This is a genomic window from Arthrobacter sp. BB-1 (assembly GCF_006151685.1).
Lineage (GTDB): Bacteria > Actinomycetota > Actinomycetes > Actinomycetales > Micrococcaceae > Arthrobacter.
Genome location: NZ_VDEV01000033.1, coordinates 87,876 through 100,597, shown reverse-complemented (window position 1 = coordinate 100,597; position 12,722 = coordinate 87,876). Strand labels below are relative to the sequence as shown.

Below are 12,722 nucleotides of genomic sequence, written 5' to 3'. Positions count from 1 at the left end.
CATTGCGTCGGTTGCCTCAGCCGGTCAGCAGGTTTTGGAGTGCGTGTTCGAGGGGGCTTTTTTGGGGTGGCCGGCGTGCGGGTGGCAGGGGCCTGGGTGTTGCGGTGGGGAGTGTCCCGGGTGGCCATTGTGGTGGTTCCCAGTGGTGGTGTTCGGCTGTGTAGTGGCGTCCGGTGGGTGAGGTCCAGCTGGGTGGTTCGTTGGTGGTTGCCGGGCTTGGTGTCCAGCCGCTGTTGTGTTTGAGGCGGTGGTGTTTGGGGCAGAGTTGTCCGAGGTTGTTGATGGCGGTGGTGCCGCCGTTGTGCCAGGCGGTGAGGTGGTCGGTGTCGTTGTCGGGGGTGTGGTTGTTGCAGCCGGGGAAGGTGCATCTGCCGTCGCGGAAGCGGAGTGCGTGTTTCATGGCTTTGGTGAGCCGGTAGCTGGTCCGTCCGATGTCCAGTGGTGCTCCGTCGCGGGGGTCGACGAGGACTCGGTGGAAGGAGCTGGCGCCGTCGGTGAGGAGTTTGCGGGCGATGGTGGCGGGAATCGGGCCAAAGCCGTCCAGCATGGCGGGTTCGTCGGTGAGGCCCAGCAGTGAGAATACCGGGACGGTGACAAGGACGTCTGCCTTGGGTGTTGGGACGCTGCTGATGCCCGCTGCGTCGCCCTTGAGAGGGTCCCCGCTGTCCCCGCCGTCCGCGGTGTCCCCGGTGTGCCCGCCGTCCGCGGTGTCCCCGGTGTGCCCGCCGTCCCAGGTGTGTGCGTGGCGGGTGTTGGGTGTGCTGAGGAGGAGGTGGGCGGCGATGTCGGGCCGGAGTTGGGTGAGGGTGCGGTGTTCGTTGGGGTTTTGGGCGCCGCGGGCGAGGGCGGTGGTGCGGTTCCAGATGGCGTTTGCGGTGTGGCCGGGCAGGTAGAGGGAGAGCCAGGCCATGCCGTCGCGGTCCGGGGCGTATTCCATGCGCCGGTTGGCGGCGCTTTTGGTGTGGCGTTTTTCGAGGGTTTCGGGGTGGTGGCGTTCCCGCCAGGTGCGGACTCTGGCGCGGAACCGTGCCGGGACGAGGTCACCGGGTGCGGCGCCGCGGGCCGGGCGGGGCGTGCCCGGGTTCAGGAAGTGGGCTACGAGGGCGGCGGCGCCGGCGGGGCCGAGGCCGTGGGTTTCGTCGGCGATGATTGTGGCGTGCTGCCAGGAGATGGTCCCGGCGGCCAGGGCGGCTAGGGCCAGCGGGAGGGCGCAGAGCTGCCGGGACAAGGTGGCGAGCGCCCCGGCGGCGGGGGAGCTGATGGTCAGGACCCCGGCGATTTCCTCGACCGCTGACATTTCGGCGTAGGCCCGTTCGTGCGGCGGGCGCTCCGGGTGGGGTCATGGCGTGCTGGAGTTCGATGGCTTCGGCAGTGGCCCGGGCTTTGAGCGCGGCGAGCTGGGCTTCCATCCGCTTGGTCTGTGCCAGCCGTTCCAGGCGGATCTCGTAGGCGCGCTGCAGGGCATCAACCCTTGCACCGGCCGCGGCTGCCGTGTCCAGGGAAGCGTCCTCAAGGAACAGCGCGTCAAGGGCACCGACGGAGGCGTGAATGCCCTCCATCACCACTGCAGTCCCCGCTGCGATCCCGGGGTCAGTCCCCGCGCCGTTTCCCATAGAAACATCCTCTAACGGGGGTCTGACATTTTGAGGTGCGACGCTAAGCGGACCGCTGAGGCGCCGTCACCCACTCGCCCCGCCGCAGGACTCCAGCCAGGGTCAGCTCGGGGTCAACCACGACGACGTCGGCCGGCATGCCTTCGCGGAGGTCGCCTGCCTGCGCAGATAATCCCAGTACGGACGCAGGAACCGCCGTGGCCGCCGTCGTGGCTTCCTGAAGGGTGACGCCGGCGGCCACCGTGGACCGCACGACGTCGAGCAAGGTCGCCGTACCGCCGGCGATCGCATTGTTGCTGTCCACCCGGGCCACGCCGCCGTCAACCGTCACCGCCAGCGTGCCCAGCCGGTACTGGCCGTCTTCCAAGCCAGTCGCCGCCATGGAGTCCGTGACCAGCGCGATGTTTTCCGCCCCCACCAGGTCGAACACCATTTTGACCGTCTCGGGGGCCAGATGGACGCCGTCGGCAATCAGTTCCACCACGGCGTTTCCGGCGTGGGCCGCACTCAGGCTGGCGGACACCGGCCCGGGGGAGCGGTGGTGCAGGCTGGGCATGGCATTAAAAAGGTGCGTCACGGTCGGCCGGATCCGGCCGGTGGGATTAGTGGCCCCCGCAAGCCCCCCAGCTGCCCGCTCCAGGAACGCACAAGCGGCGGCGGTGTCAGCCCCCGTATGCCCCAGGGATGGGATGATTCCCCGCAACGCCAGCAGATCGACCAGTCCGGACGCGCCCGGCAGTTCGGCTGCCAGCGTCACGGAAGCCAGGGAAGGTCCAGCCGCCTCCAACAATTGGGCCATCAGCCCGGCGTCGGGTTCCAGCAGCAGCTCCGGATCATGGGCGCCGCACTGCCCGGGGGAGAGGAAAGGTCCTTCCAGGTGCGACCCGGCAAGCAGTCCCTCTTCTGCCAGGACCCGCAGCACTTCCAGGTTCCGGACAAGATCCGCGGGAGCCGCCGTGACCAGGCTCGCCAGCAACGTGGTGGTTCCGCGGCTGTGCAGGTAGCGGGCGGCAGCCCGGGCCCCTTCCACCGATCCCTCGGAAAAGTCCGAGCCATGGGCACCGTGGCAGTGCAGGTCCACCAAGCCCGGCAGGATGATGCGCTTGGGCACCTCGCCAATGGGCGCAAGTTCGCCGTGAAATTCCGACGCCGGCCCGGCGTAGGTGACCAGTCCGCCGTCGACCGCTACCAGGCCGTCCGTAATGTCCATTGTTGCGGAGACCACCCGGCCGCGGAGGATCAATTCCTTGCCCATGGCCCGGCCTCCAGTAGGGCTGCCGCCATTCCGGCAGCCAGTGACGGGTCCGCGGCACGTGCCCTGGTCCCTGCGGAAAGGTCCAGCCCCCGCGCCGACGTGTGGATGGCGTGGACCCCGCTGTGAACCAGCGCGGCCATCAATTCCAGCCGCACCCCGCCGCCCGCCATGATCTGTACCGACGGCGCATGACTGTGTCCCAGCTCCACCAAGCGTGCCAGCATGGGAAGTCCAGCGGCGCAGTCGGGGCTTCCGCCGCTGGTGAGGACGCGGTTCACGCCGGCGCGTTCCAAGCTGGCCAATGCGTGCGCAGGGCCCGTGCCCGCGGCGAGGGCAGCATCAAACGCCCGGTGGAACGTCACTTCCACAGCAGGATCACGACGGCGAGCTGCCCCACAAAGGTGCCGAAGCGCCGGAACGTCCGGGCCGCCGTCGTCCGCCAAAACTCCCACGACGACTCCCGCGGCACCAGCGTCCACCACCGCCTCTACGTCACGTTCGAGCACCTCAAGTTCCTCATCCGTGTAAATGAAGCTGCCGGGGCGCGGGCGGACCAGCACGTGGACAGGAACGCCCGCCCGGCACGCCTGCTCCACCATACCGATACTCGGTGTGATGCCGTCCGTTTCCGCGAGTGCGGCGCAGAGCTCAACCCGCGCGGCGCCAACAGCCGCTGCGAGCCGCACTCCCTCTGCATTTTCCACCGCGAGCTCAAGCTGCGGCATCCTCGCCCCGCCCAGGAAGCCTGCCACCGTCAGAGCCCCTGCCAGGCGGGCTTCCGCCCAAATGTGTCCTGGTAGTACTCCCGGTGCGCGAGCCTGGACGCCGCGGCCTCGTCCACCATGACGGTCACGTGTGGGTGCAGTTGGAGCGCGGACGCAGGGCACAGTGCCGCCACCGGACCTTCCACGGCAGCCGCGATGGCCTCCGCCTTGGCCTCACCCATGGCCAGCAGGAGCAGGTGCCGCGCCTCCCGGATGGTTCCAAGGCCCTGGGTCAGCACGTGGTCCGGAACGGCCACGGGATCCGCGAAGAAGCGGGCGTTGTCCCGGCGGGTCTGCTGCGTGAGCGTCTTGATCCTGGTCCGGGAAGCCAGCGAGGACATGGGCTCATTGAAGCCTACGTGGCCGTCCGTTCCGATTCCCAGAATCTGGATGTCGACCCCGCCCGATGCCGCAATGGCAGCCTCATATCGTGCAGCCTCGGCTTCGAGGTCCGCCGCCACCCCATCGAGTCCATGCACTGCACCCGGTGTGAAATCCACACTGTCCACGAATTCCTCCCGGATCACCGAGTGGTAGGACTGGGGATGCGTGCTGGGCAGTCCAACATACTCATCGAGGAGAAAGGCCTGGGTACCGGCAAAGCTCAGCCCGCCGTTCCGGTGCCGCCCGATGAGTTCCCGGTACACGCCGAGGGGCGTTGAACCGGTGGCCAGGCCAAGGACCGTCGGGCTGCTGCGGACCTGCTGCTCGATGGAGTCTGCGGCCGCGCGGGCCACGTCGGTGGAGGTCGGGAGGATAACGATTTCCATACGAATGCTTTCGATTGCCGGTGCGGAGTTTGCTGGTGCGGGGATCGGCCGCGATTTACTTGGCGGCGTCAGTGTCCACGGTGATCTCGTCGTCCTCGCGGCCCGGGGTGCGCAGGTTCCAGCGCTTGATGACGAAGGAAAAGAGGAAGTAGTAGATCGCCGCGTAGCCCAGGCCGATGGGAATGAGGAGCCACCCGTTTTGCGCCTTGCCGAAGTTGAGGACGAAGTCGATCAGGCCTGCCGAGAAGGTGAAGCCGTGGTGGATGTCGAGCGCGTTCACCAGGGCCATGGACGTTCCGGTCAGGGCCGCATGCACGATGTACAGGGGGAAAGCGACGAACATGAAGGAGTACTCAAGCGGTTCGGTGATGCCGGTGAAGAATGCGGTCAGGGCTGTGGAGAGCATGATGCCGCCAACCACCTTCTTCTGGCTGGGTTTTGCATGGCGCCAGATGGCAAGGGCTGCTGCCGGCAGGCCGAACATCATGATAGGGAAGAAACCGGTCATGAAGATGCCTGCGCTGGGGTCGCCGGCGAAGAAGCGGTTCAGGTCGCCGCGGACCAGCTGGCCGGAGGCGTCGGTGTAGTCGCCAATGAGGAACCACACGGCGGAGTTGAGGATGTGGTGCAGGCCGGCCGGGATGAGCATGCGGTTGGCGAAACCATAGACGCCGCCACCGGCCACGGCGTTGCCGGCTACGGCTTCACCCACTGCCGAGAGCCCGGCGTTGAAGAGCGGGTAGAACAGGGCAAGGACGACGCCGGCTGCCAGGCTGGTGACGGACGTCAGGATGGGCACCAGGCGGCGGCCGCTGAAGAAGCCCAGGAAGTCCGGCAGCTTGGTGCGGTAGAACCGCTGCCAAAGCATGGCGGACAGCAGGCCCACCACAATGCCGGCCAGGACGCCGTAGTTGATCATGGCGGGCTTGCCGGCGGGGTCAACCTGGCCGGCCAGGACCAGGGGGGACATGGCCTTGAAGACGCCGTCAATCACCATGTATCCCACCACTGCTGCCAATGCGGTGGAACCGTCGGCCTTCTTGGCCCAGCCGATGGCGATGCCGACGGCGAAGATGAGCGGCAGCCAGGTGAAGACGGCGTTGCCCGCGGCGGAGATGACGGCTGCGCCGCCTTCGAAACCGGGGATCGCGCCCAACAGGTCTGCCTGCCCGATGCGAAGCAGGATGCCGGCGGCGGGGAGGACGGCGATGGGCAGCATCAGGCAGCGGCCCAGCCGCTGGAGGGTTGCGAAGGCCCTGTTCGGCTTCTTCTCTGGAGCCAGGGCGGTGGTCTCGGACGTTGACATGGTTACACCTCTGCGGGGATCGGGTGGGGCTTGTGAAGAAACGGTTCCAGCCGGTACTGTCTGGTTATGACCAGTTCAGTGTGATTCATCCCACGAGCGCATGTCAAGGTAGAACTTCTACAGGGCAGGCGCTGACAGTTCCGATGAACGGGAACATAATTGGTCGCACTTGGGCCGCCGGTCCTGGTGCTGAAGCAGTGCTCCCCGGGGCACCGTCAGAAAGGGCAGCCATGTCCAAAGCAGAAAAGATCATTGAGGGCCTTGGCGGAGCCGCCAACATCGTGGAGGTCGAGGCCTGCATCACCCGCCTGCGCACGGAGGTGAAGGACGGGTCTCTGGTCAACGAAGCCACTTTGAAGGCGGCCGGAGCCCACGGCGTCCTCGCAGCAGGCACCGCAGTCCAGGTCATTGTTGGCCCGGAAGCGGACAACCTGGCGGAAGACATCGAGGACCTGCTCTGATGCCGGAAACGCTTGTTGTCCACGCGCCCATCAGCGGCAGCGTTGTTCCTTTGTCGGACGTCCCCGATCCCGTCTTCGCAGGCCAGATGGTGGGTTCCGGCGCGGCGGTCGAGCCGCCCGCGGGGGAGGTGTTCGACGTCGTGTCCCCGGTCGCCGGAAAAGTGGTCAAGCTCCTGCCGCACGCCTTCGTGGTAGTGGAGTCAACGGGGAGGGGAGTGCTCACCCATGTGGGCATCGATACCGTGAAGCTCAAGGGCGAAGGCTTCAAGCTGCTGATCGCCCAGGGCGACACCGTGGGCGCCGGTGAGCCCGTAATGCATGTGGACCCCGCCGCCGCCTTGGCCGCCGGTTACTCGATGGTGAGTCCCGTCGTCGTGCTTGATACCAAGCCGGACACCGCAACGCTCATGGCAACCGGTGCCGTAACGGCCGGCGCCGGCCTGTTTTCGCTGGACTAAAACGCGGGCAGGGCGGTCCTAGAGCCGGACTTCCATGGTGAGCGAGTAGCGGTCCGAGCGGTACCAGGAGCGCGAGTGCTCGATGGCCAGGGGCCCTGAATAGGACACCCTGTCGAAGGCCAGCACCGGCGCACCTGTTCCCGTTCCGAGGAGCGCACCGACGTCCGCCGGGGCGCCCTCGGAACGCACGCTCTGCCGTGCCCTGTCGATTTGGTGGCCGAACTGCGCTGCCAGCGCCTTGTATACGGAGCCGGTCAGGTCGATATCAAGCAGCCCCGCCGCATGCGCCGGGTTGTACCAGGCATCGTCAACGCTTACGGGCCGGCCGTCTGCCAGCCGGAGGCGCTTGAGGTGGATCGCTTCTGACCCTGGGTCCAGGCTTAGCGCCTCCGCAGTGTCATCCGGGGCTGCGGAGGCCTCGGCCACGAGCACCACGGTGCTGGGAACATGTCCCATGGCTTCCATCTCCTGCGTGAAGGAGGCCAGGTGGAGGGTGGACTGCACGGGGGAGTCCGCCACGAAAGTGCCCTTTGCGGGAACCCGGACCAGGTGCCCTTCATTGACCAGTCGGCCGATGGCGGCGCGGACGGTAATCCGGCTGACGCCGTAGGAGTCCATAAGGGCCCGCTCGCTTGGCAGTCGGGCGCCGGGCTCCAGCTCGTCCTTGGCAAGCTTCAGGATGATCAGGCGCAATTGTTCATGCTTGGGGACCTGCGAGTTGTTGATGGTTGGTCCCGCCGACGGGGCGCTGCTCCCTGCTGCTGTGGCTGGCACGTCTGCCCCTCCGATCGGTGGAGCGGTCCGGTAAGGACCACTTCTTCGGATTATTCCATACAGCACCATTCGTGTCGGGCCCTTGGACTGGGCATCCGCCAGAAAAGTTACCGCGCCGATATTTCACTCAGCGCTCCAAACCCCTTAGGCTAGAAACACTAAGCATGCTTCCTATTTTCAAAGGGGTTGTACCTGATGCGAAAAGTTCCTGCGCTTGGATTGATGACAGCAGCGATGATTGCGCTGGCCGGATGCACGGGCGGCGGAGGTGGCGCTGCCAGCCCCTCCCCTTCGGCGACTTCGGCCTCTGCCTCCGCCACGGCTGAGGCGAAGGTCTACAGCGAGGATGAGCTCCGCGAGCTGATCTCCGGCATGAAGGACGACGACGGCAACGAGCTGAAACTGTACTCCAAGGAGCAGGTTGACCAGGGCGGAAACATCGCCAACCTGCTCCTGAGCACCGCAACCGTGGATCCTGCGGACTGCAAGGACATCGCCACGGCCGGGCTGCTGGATACCGTGGAGAGCGGAAGCGTCGCCGTCGCGCTTTCCGAGGGCGACCAGCCCCGCACCGTGTCCGCACAGTCGGGCAGCGAAGGGCCCGACGCCGTCGAGGTCCTGGACGGGATCAGCAGCAAGATGGACCAGTGCGCAAAGTTCTCCGTTTCGGCGCTGGGACAGAAGTACGAGGTCAACAGCGAGGAACTGAAGGCCGAGACTGAGGCCGAGAAGACCTTCGCCACGCTGAGCACCCGCAGCGGCGAGAACCAGGAGAAGCTGATGCAGGTTTCTGCTGCCCAGGGCCGGCTGCTGGTGGTGGCCACCAAGAGCGGCGCGAACCTCGGCGACCCGGACCAGAAGGAGCTTGAGGACCTCATCAACGAGGTGCTGAAGAAGGCCGACGGCGGCAGCGGGACTTCCAGCCCGACGTCCACCAGCACGTCCCGCTCAACGAGCACATCCTCATCGGACCGTTCGGCCTCACCTACGCCGACGGAGACCGAGTCCGCGACGTCCTCGGCTACACCTACTGCAACACGCTAGCGCTTAACGCCTCCTGGGGAGGGCGGGCGGACTGTGGGTCCGTCCGCCCTCCCCGGATGTGCCGCTCAGTCGTTCTGGAGCGCCGCCTGTGCCTCCGCGGTCTTCAGCTGGCGGACGACGACGGCCAGCCGCCGTGCGGGGTCGGGGCTGGGCGCCGAAGCGTCAACCTTCAGGAAGCTGCTGTATTCCGGCAGTTGGCGGTAGGCGCGGTCGAAGGCGACCAGGTCATCCAGCGTCTCCGCGTCCGTCCCGCGTGAGACGATGCGGTGGTGCGCCAGCCGCGGGTCCACCTCGAGGTGCACGACGGCGGCAGGGGCGGGCAGCGCGTCCAGCAGCCACGGGAGGAGGCGGCCGCGTCGCAGGCCTTTCGTTCCGCGGAGGGCCAGCTGGCAGTACAGGTGACGGTCCATTACCACCAGGCCGTCAAAGCGGCTGGCCCGCAGATGGTTTACCAGCACGTTCCACACCCGGAACGTGGTTTCCACCGCGTCCCCCACGCGGTCGGGCAGGCGGATCCCCAGCTTTGCACCCAGGACTGACATGCTGCGCCTGCCCGCATGGTTGTTCAGCAGCAGCACCCGGCAGCCTTCGGCCTCAACGGCTGACACCAGGGCTCGGGCGGCCGTGGACTTTCCCGAACCGTCAATTCCGGTCAGGACAATGATCATCTGGCCTCCTCTCGCCATCGGGTTAACGCAGGGTACGCCCCGGAAGTCCCGGCTGACCCGCGATTCACAGGTTTTTGAGCGCCAATTCACAGGTTCCGGCCGCCGGAAGGCCCCAGCCCGTAGGCTGGAGAACGGAACGGTACGGGTGCACCCCGCCGGACACCGCAGTTCCCAAGCGAAAGGCAGAACCATGACTGCTAGCAATGACGAGCCGAAGAACACCGCAGACCTTCGCGGCCCGGGGGATCCGGACGAAGCCCTGGAATCCAACGAAGCCAAGCAAGCCCCGCAAAGCGGACAACACCCGGAACTGCCCGGGGCCGGGAACATCCGCGAGGAGCAGCAGGCGCATGCCGCAGGAACCGTGCCTGCATCCTACTCCGGCAGCGGCGAACCGCCCCGGGAGCACAAGCCAGAGGAAGCCCTGCAGGAGCCGGGAACCTGGGACGACGAGGTCTAAGCCCACCAATGATTACACGCGCCGACGTGGAACGCGCAGCTCGGAGGACCGCCGGCCTCACCCGTGTCACGCCTGTCCTGGAAGGCGATCCGGAAGTCTTCCCCGGCCCGGTCTGGTTCAAATGCGAGTTCATGCAGCACACCGGAACGTTCAAGGCCCGTGGTGCCCTCAACAGGGTCCTCGCTGCCAAAGAACGCGGGGAGCTGAATCCGGATGTCGGCGTGGTGGTGGCCTCCGGCGGCAACGCCGGACTGGCCAACGCCTACGCAGCCGCGCAGCTGGGCGTCCCGGCCACCGTGTTTGTCCCCGCAGCCGCGCCTGCAGTGAAGGTACACAAGCTGAAAGCCATCGGCGCGGCTGTGGTGCAGGGCGGAGCAGAGTACGCGGAGGCGTACCAGGCGGCCATCAAGCATGCCCAGGAAACCGGGGCTGTGTATTGCCACGCCTATGACCAGCCCGAAATTGCCGCCGGCGCCGGAACAGCAGGGCTCGAACTGCTGGACCAGGTGGGCGGGCTGGACACCGTCCTGGTTGCCGTGGGCGGCGGCGGGCTGATGGCGGGAATCGCCGCGGCAGTGGAGGGCCGGGCCAAAGTGGTAGCGGTGGAGCCGGAGACGGCACCGACGCTGCAGGCAGCGCTGGCCGCCGGAGCACCGGTTGATGTCCAAGTATCGGGGGTAGCAGCGGACTCCCTCGGCGCCCGCCGCATCGGCGACATCGGCTTCTCCGTGGCGGTCCGCGCCGGCGTCGAAAGCGTCCTGGTGTCCGACGCCGACATCGTCGACGCCCGCCAGAAGCTGTGGGATGACTACCGGATCATCGTGGAACACGGCGCCGCTGCCGCCTATGCCGCGCTGACGTCCGGCGCCTATGTCCCGGGCGTGGGCGAACGCGTGGCGATCATCCTGTGCGGCGCCAATACGGATCCGACCACCCTCACGTGACCAGATCCGCCCGGCAGGACCGCCGCCGGGGGCCGGGATCAGCCGGCTATCAGCTGCAGAACTGGCTGTACGTGGCGCCGGCTTTCTCGTAACCGGTCTGGAGCTCGCCAAGCTTGGCCTCGTCCGGCGTTTCCTTGGCCTGCTCATCCGTGTACGCGAGGATCGAGGCAAGGGCACCCTTGAGGTCGTCCGAGGCGACGGCATGGATGGGACGGATCTGGTTGGCCAGGCGGTTCATGCCGGTCTTGCCGGCGTTGTTGGCCGGGTTCGACACAACGGACTGGATCCGCTCGCAGGTTTCCGCGGTGGTGAGCTGGTTCGAGGCGGTGCAGGCCGTCGCGGAGACAACGAGTCCGGCGGCGATCAGGGCTGTGGCGAGTTTCTTCATCGGTCCCTCAGTAGTTGATTGAGGCTTCGATTGTAAGCAGAACAGGGGCCCCGATGTCTTGGCGGGCTCCCTGCGGGTGCCTAGACTGGCAACACCATCGTGCGGAGCTGCCGCAGATCGGCCCCGCGCATCAGCCCGAAACCAAGGAAGCATCATGCGCCGAACCGTACAACGCCGTGCCGCCGTCGGACTTCTTGCACTGATAGCCCTGATCGTTCCCAGCGCCCTGCCTGCAACTGCCGCACCGCCTTCCGGGGACGGCGTCATACTCCTGGAGGGCGCCACAGCCACCGAAGGCATCGCAGCCGGCCAGGGCACCACCTTCTACGCCGGCGACCGCCTCAACGGGGACATCTACCGCGGCGACATCCGCGACGACACCGCGGGACTGTTTATCGACGCGCCGGAAGGCAGGGTGGCCATCGGCATGAAGGTGGACGTCACACACAGCCTCCTGTTCGTTGCGGGCGGCGGAACCGGTGACGCCTACGTCTACAGCACGGAGACAGGAGAAACGCTCTCTGTGGTCGAGTTGACCGCCAAAGCGAACGCCTTCATCAACGACGTCACCTTGACCAAGGACGGCGCGTGGTTCACCAATTCCTTCGCCGCCGAGCTGTACTTCCTGCCGGTGGACAAGGACGGCCGGCTGGGCGAAGTGGAAACAGTGGCCTTGACGGGACCTGCAGCAGATACATGGACGGGTTTCGGCCCCAATGGCATAGCTGCAGTCAACGGGGGCAAGACCCTGATCCTGGCGCACTCGGCGTTCGGGGCGTTGTTCACCGTGGATCCTGGCGGTGTGGCATCCGATGGTGAAGATACTGACGGCGAGGACCCTGAGACGGCGGCTACAGCCCGGATCGAGGGCATTGACGTGCCCAACGTGGACGGCATCCTGGTTCAGGGCCGCCAGTTGTGGGCCGTCCAGAACCAGAAGAACCAGATCAGCAGGATCAAGCTTTCCAACGATCTCTCGTCCGGGGTTGTCAAAGACGTCATCACCAGCCCCGACTTCAACGTCCCCACCACGATTGCCAAGTTCGGCAGCACCCTCGCGGCGGTGAACGCCAAGTTCGGCCAGCCCGCCACCGAGTTCGAGGTGGTCCTCGTCCCGGCGCGGGGCTAGCCGCCCGGGGACCGGCAGCCCGACAGCCTGCCCGGCGTGCCGTCAGACGGTCCGCGTTGCCTTGCCCAGGTTTTCCTTCAGCTCGGCGGCGTTCTGCCGGACCACGTACGCCGGGCGGTCCCGCTCCACGCGCCAACTGTCCTCCAGCAGGCCGATGTTCACGGTGTCGAAGCCGAACTCGTCATAAAGGCGGGTGACCAGTTCGGCGGCCTCCGGGTAGTCGCTGGCCGTTGCCAGGGCACGCCGGTCCTCGGCAGCGGCAGGCTTGCCGTCCGTGGTGATCTGGGACGCCATGATGTGGTTGAAGCCCTTGGCCACCTTCGAATCCCGCAGGTGTTCCTGGAGCAGCCCGGACGTGGTGGCCTCGCCCTTGTCCAGGGCGGGGATGCGGCCGTCCCGTTCCCAGTAGTAGTTGTTGGCGTCGATCACGATCTTCCCGGCAAGCGGCGCAACCGGGACGTCCTTGTAGCGTTTCAGCGGAACGGCGACGACGGCGAAATCGCCGGCCGCCGCTGCCTCCGCAGGCGTTGCGGCGCGGGCGTTCGGGCCAAGTTCCGCCACCAGGTTGGCCAGAGTTTCAGGGCCGCGGGAGTTGCTGATCACTACGTCATAGCCCAACTCCACAGCCTTCCGGGCAACTTGGCTTCCAATATGTCCTGCACCGATGATTCCAATTGTTGTCATGTCC

At 66.6% G+C, this 12,722-nt stretch carries 16 protein-coding genes; 7 read left to right on the top strand and 9 right to left on the bottom strand.

Going from position 1 to position 12,722, the window contains the following annotated elements; all coding sequences use genetic code 11:
* Positions 1–16 precede the first annotated feature (16 nt).
* A complete protein-coding gene (locus FHJ30_RS18110) occupies positions 17–1,297 on the bottom strand; it encodes an HNH endonuclease signature motif containing protein (protein WP_139030641.1) in 1,281 nt (426 codons plus the stop codon).
* Between the two features lie 49 nt (positions 1,298–1,346).
* On the opposite strand from FHJ30_RS18110, the gene FHJ30_RS21775 reads away from it, so the two are divergent.
* The gene (locus FHJ30_RS21775) at positions 1,347–1,628 is read left to right on the top strand and encodes a hypothetical protein (protein WP_139030640.1); all 282 of its coding nucleotides are present in this window, start codon (positions 1,347–1,349) and stop codon (positions 1,626–1,628) included.
* Between the two features lie 28 nt (positions 1,629–1,656).
* On the opposite strand, the gene FHJ30_RS18100 is transcribed toward FHJ30_RS21775, so the two are convergent.
* The 4 genes from FHJ30_RS18100 to FHJ30_RS18085 are packed head-to-tail and all read right to left on the bottom strand — an operon-like array spanning position 1,657 to position 5,708.
* The gene (locus tag FHJ30_RS18100; protein ID WP_139030639.1) at positions 1,657–2,868 is read right to left on the bottom strand and encodes an N-acetylglucosamine-6-phosphate deacetylase; all 1,212 of its coding nucleotides are present in this window, start codon (positions 2,866–2,868) and stop codon (positions 1,657–1,659) included.
* Positions 2,853–3,620, bottom strand: a complete 768-nt coding sequence (locus tag FHJ30_RS18095; RefSeq protein WP_240793755.1) for a copper homeostasis protein CutC — start codon at positions 3,618–3,620, stop codon at positions 2,853–2,855. The genes FHJ30_RS18100 and FHJ30_RS18095 overlap by 16 nt, the downstream gene beginning before the upstream one ends.
* 2 nt (positions 3,621–3,622) lie before the next feature.
* The gene (gene nagB, locus FHJ30_RS18090; protein ID WP_139030638.1) at positions 3,623–4,402 is read right to left on the bottom strand and encodes a glucosamine-6-phosphate deaminase; all 780 of its coding nucleotides are present in this window, start codon (positions 4,400–4,402) and stop codon (positions 3,623–3,625) included.
* A gap of 55 nt (positions 4,403–4,457) precedes the next feature.
* Positions 4,458–5,708, bottom strand: a complete 1,251-nt coding sequence (locus tag FHJ30_RS18085) for a PTS transporter subunit EIIC (protein WP_139030637.1) — start codon at positions 5,706–5,708, stop codon at positions 4,458–4,460.
* Positions 5,709–5,938: 230 nt separating this feature from the next.
* On the opposite strand from FHJ30_RS18085, the gene FHJ30_RS18080 reads away from it, so the two are divergent.
* Together FHJ30_RS18080 and FHJ30_RS18075 are read left to right on the top strand one after the other, a co-directional pair.
* A complete protein-coding gene (locus tag FHJ30_RS18080; RefSeq protein WP_079595209.1) occupies positions 5,939–6,169 on the top strand; it encodes a glucose PTS transporter subunit EIIB in 231 nt (76 codons plus the stop codon).
* Entirely contained in the window at positions 6,169–6,627 is a 459-nt protein-coding gene (locus FHJ30_RS18075) for a glucose PTS transporter subunit IIA (protein ID WP_139030636.1), read from the top strand. The genes FHJ30_RS18080 and FHJ30_RS18075 overlap by 1 nt, the downstream gene beginning before the upstream one ends.
* An 18-nt stretch (positions 6,628–6,645) precedes the next feature.
* On the opposite strand, the gene FHJ30_RS18070 is transcribed toward FHJ30_RS18075, so the two are convergent.
* On the bottom strand, positions 6,646–7,401 hold the full coding sequence (locus FHJ30_RS18070) for a GntR family transcriptional regulator (protein WP_228404459.1): 756 nt from the start codon (positions 7,399–7,401) through the stop codon (positions 6,646–6,648).
* Between the two features lie 222 nt (positions 7,402–7,623).
* On the opposite strand from FHJ30_RS18070, the gene FHJ30_RS18065 reads away from it, so the two are divergent.
* The gene (locus tag FHJ30_RS18065) at positions 7,624–8,445 is read left to right on the top strand and encodes a hypothetical protein (protein WP_240793754.1); all 822 of its coding nucleotides are present in this window, start codon (positions 7,624–7,626) and stop codon (positions 8,443–8,445) included.
* Between the two features lie 65 nt (positions 8,446–8,510).
* Here FHJ30_RS18065 and FHJ30_RS18060 read toward each other — a convergent pair whose 3' ends face one another.
* Entirely contained in the window at positions 8,511–9,113 is a 603-nt protein-coding gene (locus FHJ30_RS18060; RefSeq protein ID WP_139030635.1) for a thymidylate kinase, read from the bottom strand.
* Between the two features lie 190 nt (positions 9,114–9,303).
* Between FHJ30_RS18060 and FHJ30_RS18055 the strand changes: the two genes are divergently transcribed.
* A complete protein-coding gene (locus tag FHJ30_RS18055; protein ID WP_139030634.1) occupies positions 9,304–9,573 on the top strand; it encodes a hypothetical protein in 270 nt (89 codons plus the stop codon).
* Between the two features lie 8 nt (positions 9,574–9,581).
* Positions 9,582–10,517: a threonine/serine dehydratase gene (locus FHJ30_RS18050; protein ID WP_139030633.1), complete on the top strand. Its 936-nt coding sequence runs from the start codon at positions 9,582–9,584 to the stop codon at positions 10,515–10,517.
* A 49-nt stretch (positions 10,518–10,566) separates the two neighbouring features.
* Here FHJ30_RS18050 and FHJ30_RS18045 read toward each other — a convergent pair whose 3' ends face one another.
* On the bottom strand, positions 10,567–10,905 hold the full coding sequence (locus FHJ30_RS18045) for a hypothetical protein (RefSeq protein WP_139030632.1): 339 nt from the start codon (positions 10,903–10,905) through the stop codon (positions 10,567–10,569).
* 154 nt (positions 10,906–11,059) lie between these two features.
* Between FHJ30_RS18045 and FHJ30_RS18040 the strand changes: the two genes are divergently transcribed.
* Entirely contained in the window at positions 11,060–12,034 is a 975-nt protein-coding gene (locus FHJ30_RS18040; protein WP_139030631.1) for a hypothetical protein, read from the top strand.
* Positions 12,035–12,076: 42 nt separating this feature from the next.
* Here the strand turns inward: FHJ30_RS18040 and FHJ30_RS18035 are convergent, their stop codons facing one another.
* Entirely contained in the window at positions 12,077–12,718 is a 642-nt protein-coding gene (locus tag FHJ30_RS18035) for an NADPH-dependent F420 reductase (RefSeq protein WP_139030630.1), read from the bottom strand.
* Positions 12,719–12,722 lie beyond the last annotated feature (4 nt).